General features: G+C 69.0%; 14 protein-coding genes and 1 pseudogene. 8 read left to right on the forward strand and 7 right to left on the reverse strand.

All coding sequences use genetic code 11. The annotated features are described in order from the left end of the window. Positions 1-251 precede the first annotated feature (251 nt). Positions 252-941: a DUF6875 domain-containing protein gene (locus ACQHI0_RS33870; RefSeq protein ID WP_427905746.1), complete on the forward strand. Its 690-nt coding sequence runs from the start codon at positions 252-254 to the stop codon at positions 939-941. Further along, positions 938-14,842 (forward strand): amino acid adenylation domain-containing protein, encoded by a 13,905-nt coding sequence (locus tag ACQHI0_RS33875; RefSeq protein WP_427905747.1) that lies wholly within the window; start codon positions 938-940, stop codon positions 14,840-14,842. The genes ACQHI0_RS33870 and ACQHI0_RS33875 overlap by 4 nt, the downstream gene beginning before the upstream one ends. A gap of 25 nt (positions 14,843-14,867) precedes the next feature. Here ACQHI0_RS33875 and ACQHI0_RS33880 read toward each other — a convergent pair whose 3' ends face one another. Both ACQHI0_RS33880 and ACQHI0_RS33885 read right to left on the reverse strand, forming a co-directional pair. Beyond that, positions 14,868-15,152, reverse strand: a complete 285-nt coding sequence (locus ACQHI0_RS33880; RefSeq protein ID WP_427905748.1) for a GNAT family N-acetyltransferase — start codon at positions 15,150-15,152, stop codon at positions 14,868-14,870. Positions 15,153-15,171: 19 nt separating this feature from the next. After that, positions 15,172-16,545, reverse strand: a complete 1,374-nt coding sequence (locus ACQHI0_RS33885) for an FAD-binding oxidoreductase (RefSeq protein ID WP_427905749.1) — start codon at positions 16,543-16,545, stop codon at positions 15,172-15,174. Between the two features lie 320 nt (positions 16,546-16,865). Between ACQHI0_RS33885 and ACQHI0_RS33890 the strand changes: the two genes are divergently transcribed. Together ACQHI0_RS33890 and ACQHI0_RS33895 are read left to right on the forward strand one after the other, a co-directional pair. After that, positions 16,866-17,177: a hypothetical protein gene (locus ACQHI0_RS33890; protein WP_427905750.1), complete on the forward strand. Its 312-nt coding sequence runs from the start codon at positions 16,866-16,868 to the stop codon at positions 17,175-17,177. A 97-nt stretch (positions 17,178-17,274) separates the two neighbouring features. Continuing rightward, on the forward strand, positions 17,275-17,766 hold the full coding sequence (locus tag ACQHI0_RS33895) for a GtrA family protein (protein WP_427905751.1): 492 nt from the start codon (positions 17,275-17,277) through the stop codon (positions 17,764-17,766). A 5-nt stretch (positions 17,767-17,771) separates the two neighbouring features. On the opposite strand, the gene ACQHI0_RS33900 is transcribed toward ACQHI0_RS33895, so the two are convergent. From ACQHI0_RS33900 to ACQHI0_RS33910, 3 genes and pseudogenes are all read right to left on the reverse strand, one after another. Then, positions 17,772-18,413 (reverse strand): Type 1 glutamine amidotransferase-like domain-containing protein, encoded by a 642-nt coding sequence (locus ACQHI0_RS33900; RefSeq protein ID WP_427905752.1) that lies wholly within the window; start codon positions 18,411-18,413, stop codon positions 17,772-17,774. Further along, on the reverse strand, positions 18,413-19,252 hold the full coding sequence (locus ACQHI0_RS33905; protein WP_427905753.1) for a maleylpyruvate isomerase family mycothiol-dependent enzyme: 840 nt from the start codon (positions 19,250-19,252) through the stop codon (positions 18,413-18,415). Before ACQHI0_RS33905 ends, ACQHI0_RS33900 begins: the two co-directional genes overlap by 1 nt. Beyond that, positions 19,249-19,710, reverse strand: a pseudogene (locus ACQHI0_RS33910) (HIT family protein); the annotation flags it as partial. The pseudogene ACQHI0_RS33910 and the gene ACQHI0_RS33905, both read right to left, overlap by 4 nt. Positions 19,711-20,096: 386 nt before the next feature. Between ACQHI0_RS33910 and ACQHI0_RS33915 the strand changes: the two are divergent. The 4 genes from ACQHI0_RS33915 to ACQHI0_RS33930 all read left to right on the forward strand — a co-directional run bounded on the left by ACQHI0_RS33915 (position 20,097) and on the right by ACQHI0_RS33930 (position 24,210). After that, complete coding sequence (locus ACQHI0_RS33915; RefSeq protein WP_427905754.1) at positions 20,097-21,215, forward strand: Re/Si-specific NAD(P)(+) transhydrogenase subunit alpha; 1,119 nt, start codon at positions 20,097-20,099, stop codon at positions 21,213-21,215. Next, complete coding sequence (locus tag ACQHI0_RS33920; protein ID WP_056818017.1) at positions 21,215-21,517, forward strand: NAD(P) transhydrogenase subunit alpha; 303 nt, start codon at positions 21,215-21,217, stop codon at positions 21,515-21,517. Before ACQHI0_RS33915 ends, ACQHI0_RS33920 begins: the two co-directional genes overlap by 1 nt. A gap of 17 nt (positions 21,518-21,534) precedes the next feature. After that, positions 21,535-22,953, forward strand: a complete 1,419-nt coding sequence (locus ACQHI0_RS33925; RefSeq protein WP_427909383.1) for an NAD(P)(+) transhydrogenase (Re/Si-specific) subunit beta — start codon at positions 21,535-21,537, stop codon at positions 22,951-22,953. 165 nt (positions 22,954-23,118) lie between these two features. Next, a complete protein-coding gene (locus ACQHI0_RS33930) occupies positions 23,119-24,210 on the forward strand; it encodes a mechanosensitive ion channel family protein (RefSeq protein ID WP_427905755.1) in 1,092 nt (363 codons plus the stop codon). A 40-nt stretch (positions 24,211-24,250) separates the two neighbouring features. Here ACQHI0_RS33930 and ACQHI0_RS33935 read toward each other — a convergent pair whose 3' ends face one another. Together ACQHI0_RS33935 and ACQHI0_RS33940 are read right to left on the reverse strand one after the other, a co-directional pair. Beyond that, complete coding sequence (locus tag ACQHI0_RS33935) at positions 24,251-25,249, reverse strand: ABC transporter substrate-binding protein (protein WP_427905756.1); 999 nt, start codon at positions 25,247-25,249, stop codon at positions 24,251-24,253. A gap of 137 nt (positions 25,250-25,386) precedes the next feature. Beyond that, entirely contained in the window at positions 25,387-26,055 is a 669-nt protein-coding gene (locus ACQHI0_RS33940; RefSeq protein WP_427905757.1) for an isochorismatase family protein, read from the reverse strand. Positions 26,056-26,074: the final 19 nt, after the last annotated feature.

Below are 26,074 nucleotides of genomic sequence, written 5' to 3' on the forward strand. Positions count from 1 at the left end.
CTGAGCCGGTCGGGGTGCAGGTATGTGGCCGATGTCGATCCTCCTGACTGGATAGTCGCTGTGAGCTGGCCATCAGCCCACTGATCGCAGGAATCGGCAACAGGATGCAGAGCGCTGAAATATTGAGTGTGCGTGACTCCACCGAAATTCGAGTGGCCATGTACTCGCGTGCCCGGTCCCGCCGCGATTCTCTCGCTCGTTATCTAGCGGGGTGAATTATGACCGAGGTAATTTCTGGAACACGTTCGGGAATGAGTTGGCTTCCGCTGTCCAGTTCGGGGGACGGGTCGCGATTCATGCAGGACCTTCTCGACCGGGTCCGCACGTGGGCGCAGGACCATCTCACCCAGCCGCTGGACATGATCGGCCGTGAGGGACCGGTCTGCCCGTATGTCGGCCCATCGATGCACCGGGACCTGACCTGGGTCGGCCGGGTCGCGGGCGCGCAGCCGTGGTCGCCGTATGTTCGATTGGTCCTCTCCGACGCGCTGGAGCTGTTCCCGACCCTGCCGCCGGACACGGGCGGGTCCACGGTGCTGCGCTGTTTGGTGACCGCCCTGCCCGATCTGCACGACTACTCGCTGATCGACGACCTGCACGCCGAGCTCAAGTCGGAGTTCGTCGAACAGGGCCTGATGCTCGGGCAGTTCTATCCGGGGTGCACCGAGCCCGGCCTGTGGAACAAGGACTATCACCCGCTCGACGCGCCGATCCCGATGCTGGTGGTGCGCACGATGATGGCCACCGACTTCCCGTTCCTGCTCTCGCGCCCGGAGTGGATGTCGGCCTACGTCCGGAAGTTCGCGCCCGGCCTGCCCGCGCATGTCCGCAGTGTCGTGGTGGCCAGACTCATCGCGAGCAACGGCGCCGAAGTACCCGCGTACCACGTCGACGAGCCCCAGTTGCCGCAGCCGATCGGTGCCGGAGGGCGACGGCGATGACCCGCGAATTGTCGACCGCGCCGCACACCGAGTCGGCAGCGGTCGAGGAGTTTCCGCTCTCCCCGGCCCAGCTCGGCATGTGGTACGCCCAGCAGCTCGATCCGGCGGTGCCGCTGTACGAGGCGCAATACATCGATATGCGCGGCCCGCTCTATATCGACACCCTCGTCGCGGTGGCACAGCAGACGGGACGGGAGTTCGAATCGGGCCTGTTGCGGCTGGTCGACACCGACGACGGGCCGCACCAGACGGTCGACCGGCGGATCGAACCGACGCTGTCGCGCCTGGACTTCAGCGATGCGGCCGACCCCGAGGGCGAGGCGCTGCGCTGGATGCGTGCCGACGTGGCGGCGCCGACCGATCTGCTCGGTGATCGGCTGTGGGTGTCGGTGTTGATCCGGATCGGACCGCGGCGGGTGCTGTGGTATTCGCGTGCGCACCACCTCGTGATCGACGGGTTCGCCTCCGCGACAGCGCTGTACCGGGTGGCCGAGCTCTACAACGCCGCGCTGGCCGGACGGGATCCGCCGCCCTGCACGGCCGCGAGCCTGCACACCGTGCACGACGCGGAGCTGCGTTATCGCGAGAGCACACGCCACACCGCCGACGCCGACTATTGGGCAGGACGGATCGCGCAGATGCCGCAGCGGTGCAGTCTGGTCGACGCCGCCGCACCCGCGCACGCGCTCGGCCGCCAGCACCGCGCGCAACTGCCGGCCGCGACGAAAGCGCGCCTCGACGCGGCGGCCGCGCGCTTCGGGGCGGGGACGCCGGGGCTGGCGATGGCGGCGCTGGCGGTGTACTACGCGCAGGCGACCGGCACCGAGGACGTCGTATTGAGCTTGCCGGTGTCCGGCCGCACCACCGCGGTGCTGCGCCGGTCCGGCGGCATGCTGGCCAACGTGGTGCCCTTGCGGGTGCGCGTCGGCGCGGACAGCACCGTCGCCGAACTGGTCGACGCGATCCGGGTGGAGGTCTCGGGCGCGCTGCGGCATCAGCAGTACCGGCACGAGGAGATCCGGCACGGGGAGGCCGACGGCGACCCGGCGGGCGGGCGTGGCTTCGTCGGTCCGGTGGTCAACATCATGCTGTTCCCGGCCGAGGTCGACTTCACGGGTGTCGAGACGAGCTTGCACGTGCTGACCTCGGGCCCGATCGAGGACCTGTTCGTCAACTTCTACCAGCATGGCGCGAACAGCCCGATCCACGTCGACTTCACCGCGAACCCCGACCTCTACGACGAGCAGACCCTCGCCCGGCATCATCGGCGATTCCTCGCGCTGCTCGAGGCGATGATCGACGCCGAGCCGGACACCGCGGTGCGTACCCTCGAGTACTTCCTCCCGGATGAACTACCGCTGCGCGCGGGTCTGCGCGGTACCCCCGCACCCGCACCGCGGCTGCTCGCCGACGTACTCGATGCGGGGCTGCGGGCGGCGGGTCACGCGGCGACCGCGGTGGTGTCCGGCGAGCGAGAACTCACCTATGGTGCGCTGGAAAAGGTTTCGGCACGGCTGGCGCGCCGGCTCGTCGCGGCGGGGGCGGGGCCGGAGCGCGCCGTGCTGGTCGCGCTGCCGCGGTCGGTGGAATCGGTGGTGGCGTTCTGGGGCGTCGTCCGCTCGGGTGCGGCCTATGTGCCGGTCGGCGTATCGAATCCGGCGCCTCGCTTGGTGGCGATGGCGGCGGAATGTGGTGCGCTACTCGGCATCACGACAGCGGACCGGCGACCCGAGCTGCCCGATTCGGTGACGTGGATCGTGCTGGACGACCTCGGCGATGACGACGCCGCGGTGCGGCTGCCACGGCCACGGATCGAGAATCCCGCCTACATCGTGTTCACCTCGGGCTCCACCGGCACTCCCAAAGGCGTCGTGGTCACCCACGCGGGGATCGCCACGCTGGCCTCGGCGGTGCGCGATGCCTACGGAGCGGATCGGCAGTCACGCGTATTGCACTGTCTCAACCCGAGTTTCGACGCGTCCCTACTCGAACTGCTGGTCGCCTTCAGTGCGGGCGCGACGCTGGTGATCGCCGAGGCCGTAGCGGGAGCGGACCTGGCCACGGTGATCCGCGAGTCGTCGATCACCCATCTGTGCTCGACGCCCGCCGTGCTCACGACGCTGCGGCCCGGCGCGCTCGACGGCGTGCGCGTGGTGTCCACCGGCGGCGAGGCCTGCCCGCCGGAGGTGGTGGCGTGCTTCGGTTCCGGTCGCGCCCTGGTGAATTCGTACGGCCCGTCGGAAACGACCGTGGCCGCCACGTTCACGGCGCCGCTGGCCTCCGGTCGCTGTGCGGGGATCGGATCGCCCGTACCCGGCGTGACCCTGCATGTCCTGGATCGCCGAATGCGGCCGGTGCCGGTCGGAACTCCCGGTGAGCTCTACATCGCGGGTCCCGGTCTGGCCCGCGGGTACGCGAGCAGGCCCGGTGCCACCGCGCAGCGCATGATCGCCGATCCGTTCGGGGCGCCGGGCAGTCGGCTGTATCGCACCGGCGACCTGGTCCGCTGGCGCGCGGACGAGCAGGCCGGGTCCGGCGAAACCCTGGACCCGTTCGCCCGCAACGGGATTCGTGGCACCGCAGATCCGAACAGCACGGAGGGCGCGGAGGTAGATAAGGCCGCACCGGCGAGTGTCGAGGTGCCGTTCGTTCTGGAGTACTCGGGCCGCAGTGACTTCCAGGTGAAACTGCGCGGTATGCGGGTGGAGCCGGGCGAGGTCGATGCGGTGCTGGCCACCTGTCCCGGTGTGGAATTCGCGGTGACGGTGGTGCGGACGGGGCGAACGGGCCGTGCTGTGCTCGCCTCGTATGTGGTGCCGACGCACGAGGCGGGCACGCTCGACGGCGCCGCGCTTCGGGAGTACTGCCTGCACCGGTTGCCCGGGCACCTGGTGCCGGGCGCCGTCACGGTGCTCGAGGCGCTGCCGCTCACCGGTAACGGCAAGGTCGACCGGCAGGCCTTGCCCGAGCCGGACACCACGCCCACGATGCCGAGCGCGGCCGCGTCGGCGGTCGAACAGCGGCTGTGCGGACTGTTCGCCGAGGTACTCGGCGTGCCGGAGGTCGGCGCCGAGTCCTCGTTCTTCGCGCTCGGCGGCGACTCGATCCTGTCGATCCAGCTGGTGACCAGGGGCCGGGCCGCCGAACTGGTCTTCTCGGCGCGAGACGTGTTCGAGCACCCGACCCCGGCCGGCCTCGCCGCGGTTGTCGAGGCGCCGGGTGAGCGGGCCGTTCTGCGTGAAATACCCGGCGGCGGTGTGGGTTCGATGCCTCGGACGCCGATTGTGGACTGGCTGCTGTCCCAGCCACGCTGGCAGCGATTCGCGCAGACGATAGTGCTGGCACTGCCGGACAGCGTCGACTACACCCGGTTGGTGCGCACGCTCCAAGCGGTCATCGACCACCACGACATGCTCCGTGTCCGCGTTGTCGACGGCACGCGAATCGAGGTCACCCCGCCCGCGACCATCGATGTCACCACGGGTTTCGATCACGTCCTGTGCACCCGGATCGATTCCGCCGCAGCAGGTTCGGCGGTCCCGGCGCGGGTTGGTGACCACGGTGCGGATGCGCGAATCGATTCCGCCGCAGTAGGTTCGGCGGTCGCGGCGCGGGTTGGTGACCACGGTGCGGAGGTGCAAATCGATTCCGCCGCAGCAGATTCAGCGGTCGCGGCGCGGGTTGGTGACCATGGTGCGGATGCGCGGATGGCTTCCGCCGCAGCAGGTTCGGTCGTTGCGGCGGGGGTTGGTGACCACGGACTGCGGATCGATTCCGCCACCATCGGCAGGGCGACAGCGGCGGCGGTGGGCCGGCTCGACCCGGAAGCGGGGGTCGTCCTCGCCGCTACCTGGCTGGACCCAGGTGGTCCCGGCGGACGACTCGTGCTCGCCGTGCATCACCTGGCCGTCGACGCGGTGTCCTGGCGGATCCTGATTGCCGATCTGATGGCCGCGTGGGCGGCGGTATCCGAGGGCACAGTGCCACAGCTCCTCCCTGTGGGCACCTCGATGCGGACCTGGGCGCACGCGCTCGGTGTGGTCGCGGCGGCCCCGGAATGGGCCGAAGAGCTGGACTATTGGTGCGGTGTGCTCGACACGGCGCGGCCGCGGCTTGGTGCGCGCGCACTCGACCCCGCGCGCGATGCCGGTGCGGGCGTCGACCGTATCGAGGTGCGGATTCCCGCCGCGGCGAGCAGCCAGCTCCTGCGGTATCTGCCGATCGCCCTGCGCTGCGGGGTCGAGGAGGCGCTGCTCGCCGCGCTGGTGTCGGCGCTGACCGAGCACCGGGGAACCGCGGCGGCCGACGGCGGTCACCGAGGGCCCACGCTGCTCATGGTGGAGCGGCACGGCCGGGACGAGACCGTGGTCCCCGGCGCTGACCTGTCACGCACCGTCGGCTGGTTCACCAGTCAGTTCCCGATCGCGCTCGACATCGACTCCGCGCCCGATCCGGTGTCCGCGGTCGCCGCGGTGAAGGAACAGTTGCGTGCGGTGCCGCACGGCGGCTTCGGCTTCGGCCTGCTGCGACACCTGGGCGCGGATCCGGTGGCAGCGGTGAGCGATCAGCTGGGCGCCGGTCAGGTGGCAGTGGTGAGCGATCAGCTGGGCGCCGGTCAGGTGGCAGCGGTGAACGAGCAGACGGGCGCGGTGGCGGACGGCGGCGTCGGTCTGTCGCGCCATCGCGGTGGCGCCGACCGGCTGCGTGCCGCGGGCACGCCGCAGGTGGGGTTCAACTATCTCGGCCAGATCGCGGGCACTGACGCGGGTATCCCGTGGCTGCCGGTCGGCGTGGCCGACCAACTGGGTGGGGCGGGCGCTGCAGAGCTGCCCGCATCGGCGGTCATCGCCCTCGACGCGGTCACCATAGACGAGCCCGACGGACCCGTAGTCCGGGCCGTATGGCGGTTCCCGGCCGAAGTCATCGGCCGTGCGGAAGTGGAACGGATTGCCCAGCACTGGGTTTCGATGGTGACCGCGATCGCGGACGCGGTGGGCGAGCCGGGTGCGGGCGGATTGACACCGTCGGATATCGCGATGGTGCCGGTGACCGCGACCCAGCTCGCCGACTGGCAGCACCGCTATCCCGACCTCGCGGACGTCTGGCCGCTGGCACCGTTGCAGCAGGGCTTGCTGTTCCACACCAGGCTCACCGCCGGGCACGCCGACAAGTACGCCGTGCAGACGGTTTTCGAGCTGGCGGGCGAGGTCGATCTCGATCGCCTCGAGACGGCCGCCACCACGCTCGTGCGCAGGCATCCCGCGCTGCGCACCGCCTTCGTGACCACCCCGGACTCGGCGGCCCAGCTGGTACTCGCTGAGGTCGCCGTGCCGTGGCAGGTGCTCGAGGCGAGCCCGGCCGACTGTGCCGCGATCGCCGCGCGCGAACTCGCCCGGCCGTTCGACCCGCAACAGCCGCCGCTGCTGCGCTTCCTGTGTGTGCGCTGCGGACCGCGCGATGTCCGCCTGATCGTCACCAATCATCATCTGGTGCTCGACGGCTGGTCGATGCCGTTGCTGCTCGGCGAGCTCCTCGCGCTGTACGACAGCGCGGACGGCGGGCTCGGCGAGCCGGTGTCGTATCTGCGGTACCTGGAATGGGTCGACCGCCAGGATGCCGCGCTCGCGCGCGTGGCCTGGTCCGAAGCGCTGGCGGAACTGGCCGGACCAACCCTGATCACGGCGGTCCGCCCCCCGCTCGGCCACGACGGCGACCCCGGCGAGCTGCGTCGCGAGGTGCCGCTGGCGCACGACGCTGTCGCCGCGCTCGCCCACTATCGCACCGAACGCGGCATCACCGTGAACACGCTCGTGCAGACCGCGTGGGCGCTGCTGCTGGCCGAGCTGACCGGGCACACCGACGTCGTCTTCGGCACCACCGTGTCCGGTCGTCCACCGGACCTGGCCGGCGCCGAGCGGATCGTCGGCATGCTGGTCAACACCGTCCCGGTGCGGATCGGGCTGGTCCCGGACGAGCCGGTCGGCGAGCTGCTGGCTCGGGTGCAGCGCGAACAGGGCGCCCTTGTCGATCAGAACTTCTTGGGGCTCAACGAGATCCAGGCGCTGGCCGGCGTCGGCCCGTTGTTCGACACCAGCATGGTCTTCGAGTCGTATCCGATGGACGTCGAGGGGCTGCGGGCGGCTTCCGAGCAGGCGAGTCTGCGGATCCGCGACTTCCGCGCCCACGACGGCACCCACTATCCGCTGTGCCTGGCCGCGCAGGCGCGCGACGGATTACAGCTCCACCTGACCTGCTCAGACCGGTTCTTCGACGACGCCGAGGCCACCGCGCTGGCGACTCGGCTGGCCCGGATCGTCGGCCTGCTCGCGGATCCAGTGCTGCCGGTCGCGGCGGTGCGCGGTGTCGACGGGGCCGCGATCGTCCGGGCCAGGCCGCGGCCGATGCGCTTGCTGCCCGAACTGCTCACCGCCGGGGTACGGCCCGGTGCGATCGCTGTCGTAGGGAATCACGCGGAGCTCGGGTACACCGAACTCGACGAGCGGTCGAATCGGTTGGCGCGCACTCTGATCGCGGTGGGCGCGGGACCGGAGGGCGCCGTGTTGATCGCGATGCCGCGCTCGCCGGAATGGTTGCTCGCCGCGTGGGCGATCGCCAAGTCCGGGGCGGCGTTCGTCCCCGTGGATATCGACCACCCCGTCGAGCGTATCGGCGCTGTCGCGCACGATTGCGCTGCCCGACTGGGCATTACACTCGCGGTCCACCGGAAAGCCTTGCCCGACACGGTGTCCTGGATAGTAGTCGACGACGAGCCGGCCGCCACCTGTACCGCGGCCCGCCCCTCGGGACCGGTGATCGACGCCGAACGGGTTCGTCCGGTGCATGCCGGACACCCCGCCTATCTGATCTACACGTCCGGATCGACCGGCGTCCCCAAGGGCGTGATGGTGACCCACGCAGGTCTCAGCGGACTGGTCGACGGCGTCCTCGCGCGCCTGCGCGCCGGTCCTGGCGATCGCCTCCTGTGGTGCATGAATCCCGCCTTCGATGCCTCGATTCTGGTGTGGCTGACCGGTTGTCATGCTGGCGCCACGCTCGTGGTCGCGCCGCCGCGAGCGATGGCGGGCGAAGCGCTCGCCCAGGTCATCGCCGCAGGCGCGGTGACCCACTTGGTCGCACCGCCCGCGGTCCTCACCACACTGCCCACCGTCACCGGGGTGCGCACGATCGTCACCGGTGGCGAAGCCTGCCCGCCCGAGCTGGTCGCGCGGCTGGGTCAGGGGCGGACGATCCTCAACTCGTACGGTCCGGCCGAGTCGACCGTAGCCGTGACGGTCAGCGCCCCGCTGACCGGAGACGCCACGACCGATCTCGGTGCGCCACTACCGGGTTGCGGCCTCGCGGTCCTGGACCGGTGGCTGCGGCCCGTCCCCGTCGGTGCGGTCGGCGAGCTGTATCTGATGGGACCCGGCGTGGCTCGGGGGTATGTGGGCGCGGTCGCGCGCACCGCGGAACGTTTCGTGGCCGACCCGTTCGGCGCGCCCGGCGAACGCATGTACCGCACCGGCGATCTGGTGCGCCGGACGTCGACGAACCGGCTGGGCTACGTGGGGCGCAACGATTCCCAGATCAAGCTGCACGGAATCCGGGTGGAGCCGGGCGAGGTGGACGCGGCGCTGCTCGCGGCGCCCGGCGTCGCGCTGACCGTCACCGTGCCGCGGCGCGGACCGAAGGGCGAGCAGACCCTGGCGTCGTATGTCGCCCCGATCGCCGGCGCCGAGCTGACCCCGACCGCGCTGCGCGAGTTCCTGGTGCGGCGGCTGCCCCGGCACCTGGTGCCCGCGACGGTCACGGTGCTGGACGCCCTGCCGGTCACCGGCAACGGCAAGGTCGACGTGCGCGCGCTGCCCGAACCTCGGTACACCGTCGCGCCCTACGTCGCGCCGGTCGGCACCGAACGGGTGGTGGCGCAGGCCTACGCGGCGGTCCTCGCGCATCCCGACGTCGGCGCCGACGACGACTTCTTCGCGCTCGGCGGCGACTCCCTGTCGGCGACTCGGGTGGCCGCCCGGCTCGGCGCCGAACTGGGCGTCGAGGTGCCCGTGCGGCTGCTGTTCGAAGCGCCGACCGTGCACGGCCTCGCTGCCCGGATCGCCCGCGACACCGTGGGCTCCGCGGGTGCGCTCGGTGGCCCGTGCGCGGGTCCGCGCCCCGAACGGATTCCACTCGCACCCGCCCAGCGGCGCATGTGGTTCGTCAACCGGTACGACCCGTCCTCCGGCGCCTACAACATCCCGGTCGTCCTGCGACTGACGGGACATCTCGACGTCGTCGCGTTGCGGACGGCGCTGATCGATGTGGTCGGCAGGCACGAGGCACTGCGCACGATGTATCCCGATCACGATGGAATCGGCTACCAGGTCGTCGTCGAACCGACGGAGCTCGACCACGACATCGACGTGCTCGATATCGCCCCCGACAATTTGCCGGGAGCCGTACTGTCCTGTATAGCAACGGGTTTCGATGTAGCGACCGCTGTCCCGGTGCGGGTGCGACTGTTCCGGCCCGGTCCCGGGGAACACGTGCTGGCCGTGGTGGTGCACCACATCAGTGCCGACGGCTACTCGATGGGAACGCTGGCGCGCGATGTGATGTCCGCCTACACCGCACGTACCGCCGGTGCCGCACCGCAGTGGCCCGCACCCACCGTGCAGTTCGCGGATTACACACTCTGGCAACGAGATCGGCTGGGCAGTGCCGACGATCCCGATTCGATGTCGGCCCGGCAGCTGACCTACTGGACCGAAACCCTTGCCGGACTGCCGGATCGGCTCGAACTACCGGCCGACCGTCCCCGGCCCGCCGTCGCGTCACTGCGTGCGGGCACCATCGCACGCACGGTGGAGACCGATCTCCGAACCGCGCTGGAACAGCTCGCCGCGCGTCACCACAGCACGCTGTTCATGGTGCTGCACAGCGCGCTCGCGGTGCTGTTCGCCCGGCTCGGCGGCACCGCCGATGTCGCCGTCGGTACTCCGGTTGCCGGGCGTGGCGCCGCCGAACTCGACGACGTGGTCGGGATGTTCGTCAACACCGTGGTGCTGCGCACCGAAGTACCTGCCGCACTGCCTTTCTCGCAGCTCCTCGACCGGGTGCGTGGCACCGATCTGGACGCCTTCGCGCACGCCGAGGTTCCCTTCGAACAACTCGTCGACCTGCTCGAACCCGCACGTTCGGCGGCGCGACATCCGCTGATCCAGGCCATGCTGGTGTTCCAGAACCTCGGCCGCACCGAGATCTCGCTGCCCGGACTCCGCGTCGAGGCGATGGACCTGGACCAGCAGAGCCTGCGATTCGACCTGAGCGTCACGGTCGGCGACGACGCCGCGGGCGGTCTCGCCGTCCGGTTCGGCTATGCCACAGATCTTTTCGACGCGAGCACCGCGGCGAGCTTCGCCGACCGCTGGCTCCGCCTCCTGCGCGCCGTGGTGGCGAATCCCGAGGTGCCGGTGGGCGATATCGACCTGCTCGACGTTCGCGAGCACGCTCAGCTGCCCGGCGACGCATCACCCGCTGTGGCGGCACCGGCCGTCCTCCCCGAAATACTCGCTACCGCCGTCACCGAGAACCCGGACGGCATCGCCATCGTCGACGGGCCGACCCGGCTCACCTACCGCGAGCTCGACCAGCGCTCGAACCGACTGGCCCGCATGCTGATCCAGGCCGGGGCGGGTCCGGAGAAGCTCGTGGTCATCGCCGTCCGCCGCAGCGCCGAGTCGGTCCTCGCGGTCTGGGCGGTAGCCAAAACCGGCGCCGCCTTCGTCCCCGTCGATCCCGCCTACCCTGCCGAACGCATCGCCCAGATCCTCGCCGACTCCGGCGCATCGCTCGGCATCACCACCTCAGACACCGAATCGATCCGCCCGCGTGCCGACGGCTCGGTGGGCTCTGCGCCGCACAGCGATGGCGCGCACCCGGACTTCCGGTCTGTGCGCTGGTTGCTGCTGGATGATCCCGCCGTCACCTCGGACGCGCCCATCGATCCGGGCGAGCGCCACGCGACACCGCGATGCGCGCACCCGGCGTACGTGATCTTCACATCCGGGTCGACCGGCCGCCCCAAGGGTGTGGTCGTCACCCATGCGGGTCTGGCGAACCTGGTTGTCGCACAACGGGAACGGCTGCGCACTACCAGCGAATCGCGGGTGCTGCACGTCGCCTCACCCAGCTTCGACGCCGCCGTACTGGAACTGCTGCTGGCCGCTGGAGCATCGGCGACCCTGGTGGTCGCGGGGCCGACCGCGTTCGGTGGTGTGGAACTCGGCGCGCTGCTGACTCGGGAACGGGTCACCCACATCGCGCTCACCCCCTCGGCGCTGTCATCGGTGGACAAGGTGGCCTACGAACACCTGCGGGCGATCATCACCGGCGGCGAACCGTGCCCGCCGGAACTGGTACAGCGGTGGGCGGCGCCGGATCGCGTGCACTTCAACGACTACGGCCCGACCGAGGCGACGATCTGGGCGACCGGCGCAGGCCCGCTCGTCGCCGGCGCCGAGATCACCATCGGCACACCGGTTCCCGGCCTTGCCGCGCTGGTTCTCGACGAGCGGCTCTATCCCGTTCCCGACGGTGTGGCGGGCGAGCTGTATCTGGCGGGGCAGGCGCTGGCCCGTGGCTATCACGGCCGCACCGATCTCACCACCGCGCGTTTCGTCGCCGACCCGTACGGCGCGCCGGGTGAGCGGATGTATCGCACCGGCGATCTCGTGCGCAGGCGCGTTCATGGCCTCGAGTACCTCGGCCGCTCCGATTTGCAGGTGAAGCTGCGCGGCCTGCGGATCGAACCGGGCGAGATCGAAGCGGCCTGCACCGCCGACCCGACGGTGCACCAGGCCGTGGTCACCGTCCACACCGACGCGGCACTCGGTGAACTGCTCGTCGCCTACCTGGTGCCGGAGTCTTCGGCGCGGTTCGACCTCGATGCAGTGAAAGAAGCGCTGGCGCTGCGTCTTCCGTCGTTCATGGTGCCGACGGCGTTCGTCGTCATCGATGCCTTGCCGCGCACCGGAAACGGCAAACTGGACCGCGGCGCGCTGCCGACCCCCGACATCAGGTCGGGCCGGTTCCGCGCGCCCGTCACCGCCACCGAACGAGCGGTGGCCGACACCTTCGCCGAACTGCTCGGCGTCCCCACGGTCGGGCTGGACGACAACTTCTTCGCCCTCGGCGGCAACTCCCTGATCGCCACCCGGATCGCGGCCCGTCTCGGCGCCGCGCTCGACGTCCGCATTCCCCTGCGCGTGGTCTTCGACTCGCCGACCGTGGCCGAACTCGCCGTCGCGGTGCGCACCGCGGCCACCCCGCCCGGCCCGCGCCCCGGCCCCCGCCACCGCCCCGACCGGGTCCCGCTCTCGGCGGCGCAGCGGCGCATGTGGTTTCTCAACCGGTACGACCCCACCTCGCCCGCCCACAATGTCCCGATCGTGCTGACGATCGAAGGCGACTTCGAGCCGGACGTACTGCGAGCCGCGCTGATGGACGTGGTGGCCCGTCACGAATCGCTGCGCACGGTATATCCGGTGGACGCCGAGGGCGAGCCGTATCAGCAGGTGCGTGCCGTCGGCGATGCGTCGGTGCCGATTCAGCTCGACACCATCGAGCCGGATCAGATCCAGGAACGAGTCGCCGCCGAGATCGGTCATGGCTTCGACCTGACCACCGACCTGCCGGTGCGGCTGCGCCTGCTCCGGATCGAGGACGACCGGTCGGTGCTGGTGGTGACGCTGCACCACATCGCCTCCGACGGATGGTCACTGGCACCGCTGACCCGCGACGTGCTGGTGGCCTACGCGGCCAGGCGGGCGGGCGCCGTGCCGACCTGGACGCCATTGCCGTTGCAATACCCCGACTTCGCGCTGTGGCAGCACGAACTGCTCGGCGCCGAGCGCGATCCCACCAGTGTGTCGCACCAGCAGCTGGAGTACTGGCACACCGTGCTGGATGGGCTGCCCGAGGTATCGGCGCTGCCCAGCGACCATCCGCGCCCGGCGGTGCTCACCCACCGCGCGGGCTTGGTGGAATTCGACATCGACACCACGATCCAGGTGCGGTTGCGTGAGCTGGCCCGCTGGCACGGTGTCAGCGTGTTCATGGTTGCCCACGCGGCACTGGCGGTACTGCTGGCCAGGCTGTCCGACACCACCGATATCGCGATCGGCTCGGTCGTCGCGGGCCGCGGCGACGGCGAACTAGACGACCTCGTCGGCATGTTCGTCAACACGCTGGTGCTGCGCAGCCACCTCGACCCCGAGGCCACTTTCGACACGCTGCTCGCCGCGACGAAGGACGGTGACCTGGACGCGTTCGGCAACGCCGATGTCCCCTTCGAGCGGCTGGTCGAGGTGATGGCACCCGCCCGGTCCACTGCGCACCACCCGCTGTTCCAGGTGCTGCTCGTCTTCCAGAACTTCGATCGGGAGCCGGTGGAACTGCCCGGGCTGCGGATCAGCCCACGCGAGATGCCGCCCGTCGGCGCGAAATTCGATCTCGAATGGATGCTGGCCGAGAACTTCGGTCCCGACGGTGCGCCCGCGGGCATGTCGGCCACGCTCACCTTCGCTCGCGACCTGTTCGAGGCGCCCACCGCGCGGACGCTGGCAGACCGGTTCGTCGACGTGCTCGACGCGCTCACCGCCGACCCGGGCCGGGTGCTCGGCGAGATCGACGTCACCGCACCGCCCGGAACCGTCGTCTATCCGGTGGTACGCGCACCCGAGCGCCGGGCCGACCTGCCCTACCGGCCGCCGGTGACACCTGTCGAGGAGGCCGTCGTCGCCGTGTTCGAGGAGGTTCTCGGTGTCGAACGAGTCGGCTTGGACGACAACTTCTTCGAACTCGGCGGTACCTCCATGATCGCCGTCCGGCTGGTCTCCCAGATCCGTGACCGGCTCGATGTCGCGATGCCGGTGCAGTGGATGTTCGGCGACCCGACGCCCGGCGCGCTCGCCCAGCGCATCGCCGGGGCCGGCGATCAGATCGACCCCGCCCTGCGAACCCTGTTGCCCTTGCGCTCGGGCGGAAGCGGTCCCGCGTTGTTCTGCGTGCACCCGGCGATCGGGGTGGCCTGGTGCTACACCGGTCTGGTCGGTCACCTCGACCCAGGCTTCCCGGTCTACGGTCTGCAGTCGCCCGGGATCGCGGCCGACCAACCCGACCGCCCGCTCCGGGACAGGGTCGCCCGCTACGCCGACGAGATCCAGACGATCCAGCCCGACGGACCGTATCGGCTGCTCGGCTACTCCGCGGGTGGGCCGATCGCGCACGCTGTCGCTGTCGAACTCCAGCGCCGTGGCGCGCGGGTCGACGCCCTGACCATCCTCGACGGTCGCGCGGACGTAGACCCGGCCAGCGCGGCCGAGTTGCCGCCGCCGGAGGTGCTGCTCGCCGAGTTCGGCGGCGTGGACGTGGCGTTGCTCGACGGCGACCGCCCGCAGGCCGAACAGGCCGCTGAACTTCTCCGTGCCGGCGCTGCCGTCGACGCTCCCGATCGAATCGTGCCGCCAGCGTCGCCGGCCGATTCCGCGACGGTGGGCTACACCGCCGCACCGCTGACTGGCGCCGACAACGAGGTCGGCGCCGGTAACCGAGCCCACGGGCTCCTCGGCGCGCTCACCGCGGCGGACCTGCGGCGGCTCTACGCCGACTACCAGCAGATAGTGCGCGAGGCCGCGGCGTACGAACCCGGGATGTTCGACGGCGACCTGCTGTTCTTCAGCAGCACCGGCGCCCGTCCTGGCTACCTGCCCAACGCCGATACCTGGCGGCCCTACGTCCGTGGCGAGATCATCGACCATCAGACCGGCCACGAGCACAACCGGCTCACCGGCCCGGCTGCCCTTGCCGTGATCGGCCCGATTCTGGCCCGGTATCTGCGCGATTAGGCCGACCTTTCGCTCCGGGCGCCGATCAGGCAACCAGGTCGGCGTATTCCCGGTGTTCGGCGATGTATTTTTCGACGTACCAGCAGGTGGGGATGATCTGGAAGCCGTGTTCGCGGGAGTCGTCGAGGCCGTATTTCACGACTTCGGCCGCTACTCCTCTGCCCCGGAATTCGGGGAAGGTCATGGTGTGGTGGAAGTCGCGGACCTTGGTGTCTTCCCGTTCGGCGTAGTCGGCGTAGCCCGCGAGGACGTCGTCGTGGTAGATCTCGTAGCGGGTGTCGGCGACGTTGTGTTCGAGCCTGGTGGTCATGGTTCGGATGCTAGTCGCGCTACAGGACCGCGCCGGGGTTGAGGATGCCTTCGGGGTCGAGGGCGTCTTTGATACGCCGGGTCAGAGCCATGACCTCGGGGCCGACCTGGTTGGGTAGCCAGGCCTTTTTCAGACGGCCGACGCCGTGTTCGCCGGTGATGGTGCCGCCGAGGGCGATGGCCAGGTCCATGATCTCGCCGAAGGCGCGATGGGCGCGGGCGGTGTTGTCGGGATCGGTGGGGTCGTGCACGATCAGCGGGTGGGTGTTGCCGTCGCCCGCGTGCGCGATCACCGACACGAGCACATCGTGACGTTCGCCGATGGCGGTGACGCCGGCGATCAGGTCGCCGAGGCGGGGCAGCGGCACCCCGACGTCTTCGAGCAGCAGCGGCCCGATCTTCTCCACCGCGGGAATCGCGAATCGTCGTGCGGCGGTGAAGGCTTCACCTTCGGTGGCATCGGCGGTGTGAAAAACCTCGGTCGCCCCGGCTTTCTCGCACAGGTCGACCATCAGCTGGGCCTCGTGCCCGGCGAATTCGCCAGGGGCGTCGGAGCGGGCGACGAGCAGCGCGGCGGCGGTGCGGTCCAATCCCATGCGCATCTCGTCCTCGACCGCGTTGATCGCGACGGTGTCCATGAATTCGAGCATGGCGGGGCGCAGCGTCGAGGTGATGGCCAGGATCGCGTCGGTCGCCGCGGTGAGCGAACCGAAACTCGCCACGACGGTCGACTGCGGTGGCTGCGCGGGCAGCAGCCGCAGGGTGAGTTCGGTGATCACCCCGAGCGTGCCCTCGCTCCCGACGAACAGTTTCGTCAGCGACAACCCAGCCGAGTCCTTGAGCCGGGGCCCACCCAGCCGCACCACGGTCCCGTCGGCCAGCACCACTTCCATACCGAGCACATAGTCGGTCGTCACGCCGTACTTCACGCAGCACAGCCCGCCCGCGTTGGTCGCCGCGTTGCCACCGATCGAACAGATCTCGAACGACGAGGGATCGGGCGGATACCAGAGCCCCTCGGCGGCGACGGCCCGCTTCACCTCGGCATTGAGCAACCCCGGTTGCACCACCGCGATCCGGGTGAGCGCGTCGACGCTGATCTCGCGCATCAACTCGGTGCTGAGCACGATCCCGCCGTCCACCGCGGTCGCCCCGCCCGACAACCCCGAACCGGCACCACGCGGCACCACCGCCACCTTGTTCGCCTGTGCCCAGCGCAGCGTGGCGGCCACATCCGCGGTCCCGCGCGCCCGCACCACGGCCATCGGCGTCCCCGCGTCGGGATCACGTGCCCAATCCTGGCGATACCCCGCCAGCAGATCGGGGTCGATGACGACAGCCCCGTCCGACAAGCCGGAAATCAACGAACCGAGGTCAACGCTGCGCTCGTCCACGCACCCACGCTAACCCGCGCACCCGGTCTCTCGCGGGCAGTTCGTCCTGGTCGCCCGAGAAGGGAAATCCACCGCGGCCTGGTGATCATGCGACCAGATGCGCAGTGTTGCCGAACAAGTGAGTTTCCGCATGACTGTGATTTGGCGCGCCCCGTTGGTGTATACGCCGTCCAATGCTTCACAATGCCCATACCGGGTGTGTTCGACGGTGAATTGCCTCGCCGCCCAGCGTGTTTCGAGTTCCGCTCCACGGTGCGCCGCCCGCGTGCCGATCACGCGACGCTGTTGCGCCGCACCGTTTTTCGCAGGGAGGACTGGCGATGATGAAGGAACCGCAGAACCGCGCTGAGCTGGTCGGTGCGCTGTTGGCCGCCGAGTTCGCCGACGCGGGCATCGACACCGATGCGATGCACCGCGTCTACACCGGCGCACACGCCGAATGGTTGCGGGCGCTGGAAGCGACCGGGATGTTCGGTGTCCGCGCGCTGGCCGAGATCGCCGAAGGCTGGGCCGCGGATCCGCGCCTGCTGCGCGATGCGCTCCTCACCGAGTCCGATGAGCTCACCCGTCGCCGCTGCCTCACCACATGGACCACCTACGACACCCGCCCGATCGCCGCGGTCGGTCGCTGACGCTCCGCGTCGCGTCGGCCGCACCCCGGGGCGCTGACGCCCGGCCCGTTTGCCGGTTGCTCACCCTGGCTTCACCTGCCGCTGGCAGGCTGGCGGCGTGGAGCATCAGGCGAGTGTCACCGAGTCGGTGGCCGACCGATTCACCCGTTGGTGCGAGGCGGTCGTCGCGCGGCTGCCGTGGGGGCTCGACCGCTATGTGCCCGCCACCTTCCTCGGCTTCGCGCTGATCAACAGCTTCACCTTCGGTGTCGACCTGCTGTTGCTCACGCTCCTGCGCAGCGGCCTCGGCCTGGCGGTCTGGTTGTCGATCACCCTCGCCTACATCGTCGCGTTCGGGCTGGCCTTCCTGCTCAACCGCACCTTCAATTTCCACTCGCACGCCCCGATGGGCAAGCAGGCCGCGGTCTATGTGGTGGTGGTGCTGGTGAACTATCTGGCGTTCATCCTCGGCGTCGGCTCGGGTCTCGCCGCGCTCGGCGTGCAATATCACGTGGCCAGGCTGCTCGCGGGCGCGTGTGAGGCCGTGTACATGTACAGCGCGATGCGCTGGATCGTGTTCCGCCGCAAACCGGCGCTGACCACTGCCTGATCGGGTCAGCCCCGGAGCACCTCGGTGCGATCGCCGTCGACCAGGACGACGTCGCTGTCGGTGAGCGCCCAGTGCGGGATCTCCTCGGCCACACAGTTGGCCAGCATCGCCGCGGATTCTCCGTCCGGGTCAGTGGGGGAGTCCAGATGAACGACCAGCCGACGACCCACCAAACCCAGTCCGTCCCAGCGTGGTTCGATCCCGGTGGCGGGCAGCACCTCGGCTGGGTCGTCCATGGTTTCCAGCCCGTGCAGATCGGGTCCGAGCAGACACGCACCCGCGCTGTAGCCCGCGTACACCAGCGCATCCGCGCGCAACAAGGCGGTAAGCACGGAATCGGCACCGCTGCGGGCGAATTGGGCCCGCAGGACGAACGTATTGCCGCCACGCACCCAGACCATCGCAAACCCGCGAAGATGCCGTTCCAGCCGGTCCGGCTGCCCGACGTACGCACGCAGATCGAGAACCTCCGGCGAATAACCCTGCTGCTCCAGTGGTTTCACATCACTCATCACGGCCGACGCCCAGGCATCGGGCCACGCGTCACACGCGTTCGGAATCACCGCGACCCGCCCCGGTGCGCCGACGAGCCCGGCGAGCCGATCCGCGAAACCACCGAACCGGTACGAGGCCAGGAACAGTCGCATCAGATGGTGAACGCCAGGTTCCGTACGAGCCGCTCGCCCAGCGCGGTATCACCCTCGACGGCGACCTCGCCGGGGTGCCGGTCCGCGGTGGTGCGCCCGCCGCGCAAGCGAGCGAAGAGTCCGGAGTCCAGCCGGATCACGGTTGTCGGCTCACCGGGAGCCTCGTCGAGCACCGACCCGCGCCCACCGGCCACCGACACGTGTACCTGCCTGGTCACCGGCCCGGTCAGCTCGACGGTGATCAGCGAACCTTCCGGCGCCTTGGCACCTTTCACCACCGCACGGCCGAGCCCGATGGTCAGTTCGGCGAACGCCGCCTCGGCCCGCGCACCCCCTTCGGACACACTGCGCCCGATCCCGTCGGCCAGGTCGAGTTCGTGCATCCAGCAGTCGAACAGCCGCACCCGCATGAACCGCCCGTAGGGCACCTGCCCGACCGGCGAGACGGTCGAGGCCTGCCAGGCTTCGTCGTCCATGGCGGCCAGTGCGGCCCGGCGACGCTCGGTGGTCTCGTCGAACATCGCGAGCAGGCGCTTGCCGGAGAGCGGGCGCAACCGGTCGACCCAGATCTCGTTGAGCACCGCCACTTCGTTGCGCACATGCGGCAACGTGCGCACGTCGGTCTTGGGACGCAACGGGTCATGCGGCGGCGGTGAATCGCCGAGCAGCCACGATTCGGTGCCGACCACGTGCGCGACCACGTCGAACAGGGTCCAGCCGGGCAGCGGAGATGTTCGGCGCCAAGCCTTCTCGTCCAGGTCGGCGACCAGCAGGCCGATGGTTTCCCACTGCTCGGCGAGCAGATCGGTGAGCTGCTCGCGCCCGGGGGTCTCGATCATCCCTGTGCTCCTTCTGCTTCGCTCTGGTCGAGCGCGGACAGGCCCGCGCGGATCGCCGCTGCGGTCGAATTCGGTTCGTGCGGACGACGCAAAAGGAAGCCCTTGGCGAAGGTGAGTCTGTCACCGTGTTTGCGCGGGACCACGTGCAGATGGACGTGACCGACGGTCTGGAAGGCGGCGGTGCCGTCGTTGAGGATGAGATTGGCTCCGTCGCTGGCGAGCCCGCTCACGCGCAGGGCGCGAGCGAGACGGTGCCCGGTACGGAAGATGCGGGCCCCGAGTTCGGGATCGAGATCGTCGAGCTCGGTCGCGTGGACCTTGGGAACGATCAGCGTATGGCCACGGGTGATGGGACGGATGTCGAGGAACGCGCACACCGCGTCGTCGGAGTAGATCACGGTCGCCGGTGCGGCACCCGCCACGATCAGACAGAAGGCGCAGTCGTTCACGGCCTCGACCCTACGGTGTGACCTGGGTCGCGCAACAGCCCGAACCGCGCACCGGCATGATGCGCGTCACGTCTGGCCGAATGTGGGGGTATCCGGCCAGGAGCCGGACGTCGAGGTAAGTAACCGACCCGGATGTGCGGTCTTGTACGCCCCACCTGCGGCGACGAATCTGGGTGCGGGCACCGGCCGGTGCCCGCCGGGTTGTTACAGCTGATCAGGGCCCAGGTGTCCGTTTTGTGGTCGTCAGTCCAGTTCTCCGTTGTGACGGGCATCTCCGCTAGGCTCACCGCGAGCCGAGTACAGTTGCCAGGATTTCAGTCGAACTTACTCACAGGTAACTTCGGCTGCCCCGTTGTTCCCAGGCTCGAAGCCAGCACGAAAAGGAAGTCTGACTAGTGGAGACAACGCAAAACGTGGGCGAGGGTTCGCCGCGCGGAGCGCGTGTCGGAGTCGTTCGCGAGTCCGGCCCGGGTGAGCGGCGGGTCGCATTGGTGCCCAAGATCATCCCCGCCCTGTCCAAGCAGGGTGTCGAGGTGATCGTGGAAGCCGGTGCCGGCCTCGGCGCCCTCATCCCCGACGCTGCCTATGTAGCGGCAGGCGCGACCATCGGTGACCCATGGTCGGCCGAGGTCGTCGTCAAGGTCGCCCCGCCCAGCGATGCCGAGGTGGCCAAGCTGTCCTCCGGGCAGACCATGATCGGTTTCCTGGCCCCGCGCAATGCCGAGAATCAGATCGGCGCGCTGAAGTCGGCCGGTGTGCAGGCTTTCGCCGTCGAGGCGATTCCGCGTATCTCGCGCGCGCAGGTGATGGACGCGCTGTCCTCGCAGGCGAACGTGGCCGGTTACAAGGCCGTGCTGCTCGCCGCGTCGGAGTCGACCCGGTTCTTCCCGATGCTCACCACCGCCGCGGGCACCGTGAAGCCGGCCACCGTACTGGTACTCGGTGTCGGTGTCGCCGGTCTGCAGGCCCTCGCAACGGCCAAGCGCCTCGGTGGGCGGACCACCGGTTACGACGTGCGTCCCGAGGTCGCCGATCAGGTGCGCTCGGTCGGTGCGCAGTGGCTCGACCTGGGTATCGACGCCGCCGGTGAGGGTGGGTACGCCCGCGAACTCACCGACGAGGAGAAAGCCCAGCAGCAGAAGGCCCTCGAAGACGCCATCAAGGGCTTCGACGTCGTGATCACCACCGCGCTGGTGCCGGGTCGCCCCGCACCGCGCCTGGTCACCACGGCCGCTGTCGAGGGCATGAAGCCCGGCAGCGTGATCGTCGACCTGGCCGGGGAGACCGGTGGCAACTGCGAACTCACCGAACCCGGCGAGACCGTCGTCAAGCACGAGGTGACCATCGCCTCGCCGCTGAACCTGCCCGCCACGATGCCCGAGCACGCTTCCGAGCTGTACTCGAAGAACATCTCGGCGCTGCTGGAACTGATGCTGGTCGACGGCAAGCTCGCCCCTGATTTCGATGATCAGGTGCTGGCGGATTCCTGCGTCACCCGTGAGGTGGAAGCCTGATGTACACCGAACTGCTCGCCAATATCGCGATCCTCGTGCTTTCCGGCTTCGTCGGCTTCGCGGTGATCTCCAAGGTCCCCAACACCCTGCACACCCCGCTGATGTCGGGTACCAACGCCATTCACGGCATCGTCGTGCTCGGCGCGCTGGTGACCCTGGGCAATGTGAAAGACCCCTCGCTGCTGGTGCAGGTGATCCTGTTCGTCGCCGTGGTGTTCGGAACATTGAACGTCATCGGTGGTTTCGTGGTCACCGACCGCATGCTCGGCATGTTCAAGGGTAAGAAGAAGGCGGCCGAGTGATGCACGCAGTCGACAACATGACCTACCTGGTCAACGGCCTCTACATCGTGGCCTTCTCCATGTTCATCTACGGCCTGATGGGCCTGACCGGTCCGAAGACCGCGGTCCGTGGTAACCAGATCGCCGCTGTCGGTATGGCTTTGGCCGTCGTCGCCACCTTGATCTCGGTGCGCCACGCCGCCATGCTCAACTGGATTCTCATCGCCGCCGGCCTGATCGTCGGTGTGGCACTGGGTGTTCCGCCCGCCATCCGCACCAAGATGACCGAGATGCCGCAGTTGGTCGCCGCGTTCAACGGTGTCGGTGGTGGCACCGTCGCGTTGATCGCCTGGGCCGAATTCGTCGACAGCGCGGGCTTTTCCGACCTGCACGAAGAACCGACCATCCACATCATCATCGGTTCGCTGTTCGCCGCGGTGATCGGCTCGATCTCCTTCTGGGGCTCGATCATCGCCTTCGCGAAGCTGCAGGAGATCCTGTCCGGCAAGCCGATCGGCATCGGCCGCCTGCAGCAGCCGCTGAACCTGCTGCTGCTCGTCGGCGCGATCGTGTGCGCCGTGGTGATCGGCCTCGGCGCCGACAACGGTGGCGTCTCGCAGCTGTGGATGATCGCGCTGCTCCTGCTCGCCGGTGTGCTCGGCCTGATGGTCGTGCTCCCCATCGGTGGCGCGGACATGCCGGTCGTCATCTCGCTGCTCAACGCCCTGACCGGTCTGTCGGCCGCGGCCGCGGGTCTGGCGCTGAACAACACCGCGATGATCGTCGCGGGCATGATCGTCGGCGCCTCGGGCACCATCCTCACCAACCTGATGGCCAAGGCCATGAACCGCTCCATCCCCGCGATCGTGGCCGGTGGCTTCGGTGGCGGCGGCGCGGTCGCCGGTGCGGGCGACGGTGAGGCCAAGACGGCGAAGGCCACCTCTGCCGCCGACGCCGCGATCCAGATGGCCTACGCCAATCAGGTGATCGTGGTCCCCGGCTACGGCATGGCCGTGGCGCAGGCCCAGCACGCGGTCAAGGAGATGGCGCTGCTGCTCGAGGGCAAGGGCGTCGAGGTCAAGTACGCGATCCACCCGGTCGCCGGTCGCATGCCCGGTCACATGAACGTGCTGCTGGCCGAGGCCGAGGTGTCCTACGACGCGATGAAGGAAATGGACGACATCAACGGTGAGTTCAATCGCACCGATGTGGTCCTGGTCATCGGCGCCAACGACGTCACCAACCCGGCCGCCCGCGACGACAAGTCCAGCCCGATCTACGGCATGCCGGTGCTCAACGTCGACCAGGCCAAGAGCGTCATCGTGCTCAAGCGCTCGATGAACTCCGGCTTCGCCGGTATCGACAACCCGCTGTTCTACGCCGACCACACCTCGATGCTGTTCGGTGATGCGAAGAAGTCCGTCGGTGCGGTCACCGAGGAACTGAAAGCGCTGTAAGACAGCCGAATACAACCGCAAGAGGCTCCGCTGTTCGCGTCGGACAGCGGAGCCTCTTGTCGTTGTGCCGACCCCACGACTCGCAATCAGACGGTCATGTCTGTGGTCGGTGGGTGCGGGTATGCCCCACCTGAGGTGAGCCGACAACGAGAGGAGTTCGATCTCGTGGAGGAGATATTGCGGCCGATCATCGTGCTGCTCGGTACGGTGGCGATCACGGTTTCGGTGGGTTTGCTGGTCGAGCGTCTGCTGCGCTACGCGGCGCGCCGCAGTCCCAGCGTCCACCTGCCGTCGCTGCGGCGACTGCAACTGCCGCTTCAGGTGCTGCTCGGCACGGTCACCCTGCACGGGGTCTACCCCTATGCTGAGCTCGACCTGCGCCAGGACGCGGTGATCCGGAACTTCCTGGCGACAGCGGCCATCATCGCCGCGGTGTGGTTGGTCATCCGGGCCACCGACGTGGCCGCCGATAGCCTGCTCGGCCGCTACGCCCAACGCGCCAGCGAGATTTCGCGCGTGCGTCAGCTGCGCACCCAGCTCGGACTGGTGCGCCGCATCGTCACCTCGGTACTGGTGGTCACCACCGCCGCGGTGGCCATCCTGTTGCTGTTCCCGAGCCTGCGCACCCTTGGCACTTCGATGCTGGCCTCGGCGGGCGTGATCGGCATCATCGTCGGCGTCGCCGCCCAGTCGACCCTGAGCAACCTCATGGCCGGGTTGCAGATCGCCTTCGGCGACTCGGTCAAGATCGGCGATACCGTTGTGGTGGAAGGGGAGTGGGGTGTCGTCGAGGAGATCACCCTGTCCTTCCTGACCGTGCGGATCTGGGACGACCGCAGGCTCACCATGCCGGTGTCCTATTTCAACAGCAAGCCCTACGAGAACTGGTCGCGCGGCGGCGCGCAGGTCACCGGCACGGTACTGCTGCACCTCGACCACAGCACCCCGGTGCAGGCACTGCGCGAGCATCTGCACGCGTATCTGCGCGACTGCGAGGAATGGGACGGTCGCAACTGGAATCTCCTGGTCACCGACAGCACGCCGACCGACATCGTCGTGCGTGCGACGATGTCGGCCGCCGATGCCGACGACGCGTGGACCCTGCGCTGCGCGGTCCGCGAGGAGCTACTGCACTGGATCGGGCGCCATCACGCCTATGCGCTGCCCAAGATCCCGACGTCGATCACGCACTCCGTCGAAGACGCACGTGCAGGTGATCGCGTCGACGATCAGAGCGCGCGGGCTACGGCGCGCTAGGCCCTGCCGGTCGGTGCGCTCGATCAGGCGGGCCGCAGTCTCACTTGAAGCGCTCGGCCAACAGGTCCAGCGTCGCCATGGCAACCCGATAGTCCGGGCGCTTGCTGTCCGCGGGCAGTTCGTAGACCTGGCCCTGCTGGAAGGACGGGAGCATGGCCAGTGCCGGATCTTGCTTCAGCTGGGCGATATCGCGGCCGTTGTCGACCGAGATCACGAACAGCACCGGAGCGTCGACGACGGTGCTCAGCAGTTCGGGGCTGAAGGTCACCCAGTCGCCTGCCGCGGGCCGGGTCGGGTTGCCCGCCTTCGCTTCGATCTTGTCGTCGATGGTGAAGCCGACGTCGGCGAGCAACGCGCCCAGCGGGGCATTGGGGACGAGCAGGATGGGCTTGCCGTCCGATTGGGACTGCATCACGGCAGTCGCGCCCTGCGGCAGCTTCACAGTCGATTTCACCTTCGCGACTTTGTCGTTGTAGGCGGTGATCATGGTGTCCACCTTGTCGACGCGGTTCACGATGTTGGCCACCGACTTCAACTGGTCCTGCCAGTTGGTGGCATCCGACGGCACTAGCGCGGTGGGCGCGACGGCCGTGAGCTTGTCGTAGTTCTTGATCGTCTGCTGGCCCGGATAGCCCGGTCCGCCGCCGATGATCAGGTCCGGCCGCTGGGCGGCGATGAACTCCAGGTTCAGGTCGTCTCCGGAAGGCACCGTCACGGCGCCCTGTTCCTTGGCGTCCGCGGCCCAGGACGGGGGGAACTCGCCGGGCTTCAGCGTGAGGCCGAGGATGCGCGGGTCCGCGGCTTTCACGTTGGCGTCGAGGTCGAAGAGGTAGCCGGCGAGCGCGCCGTTGAGGACCACGATGCGCTGCGGGTCGGCGGGCACGGTGACGAGGCCCTTGGCGGTTTCCACCTGGCGAGTGCCGGTGCCTGCCGCCTGTTCGGCGGTGGAGCCGCCGCAGCCCGCGGCTGTCGCGGCCACCGCGACGATCAGGAGCGCGACGGCGGCACGCATGCGCGCCGTCATTTGATGAACTGACATGAACGGTGTTCCTGTTCTCTATGGGATTGCCGCCCAACGGGATGCGGCGGCCAGAAGGGCCCTGCCGTCGCGCGCAACGGCAGGGCCCTTGGTCGTTCACGGAAGTGGCTGTGCCACAACCGCGCTCGAATCGAGGATCAGGCAGATCGGCGTTCGGTGGATTCCACCTGCGCGCTGCCGAGCTGATCGATCAGATTGTCGGTGCTGGTGACGGCGCCGCAGCGGCGGGCGACGTAATTCAGCGCCATGATGTGTTCGTCGCGACTGAAGTCGGCGGTGGCGTCGTGGACGAGGAAGGGGCGGACATCGCCCATGAAAGCCTCCGCGGCACTGAGCATGCAGCCCATGTGGGTGTAGACGCCGGTGATGAGAAGCTGATCGCGACCGTAGTAGCCCAGCAGTTCACGCAGGTCGGTGCGCTGGAAGGCGGAGTAGCGCCACTTGGTGACCTGGATGTCGCGTGGATCGGGGGCGATGGCGTTGATCACCTCGGTGTCGGCACCCTCGGACATGCCGGTACCCCAGAAGTCCGCGAGGATGCCGCGCCGGGACGGATGCTGGTCGCCGGGTTGCATCGTGTAGATGACCGGGATGTCGAGCTGGTGGCAGTGGTCGCGCAACTTGGCGATATTGGTGATGAGGGTGCGGGCGGGGTCGCGGTACAGGTCGTAGGCGTCGAGGAAGTACTGCTGCATGTCGTGGATCAGCAGCGCGCTGCGGCCGGGGTCGGCGGTCCAGTCGACCTGGGCGGCGGTGAATTCGTCCGCGCTCGGCATCGGGTACGGCGCGATCGGGGGGATGGGCATGCGGGATCTCCGTTGGCTC

The organism is Nocardia sp. FBN12 (assembly GCF_050320175.1).
Taxonomy (GTDB): Bacteria; Actinomycetota; Actinomycetes; order Mycobacteriales; family Mycobacteriaceae; genus Nocardia.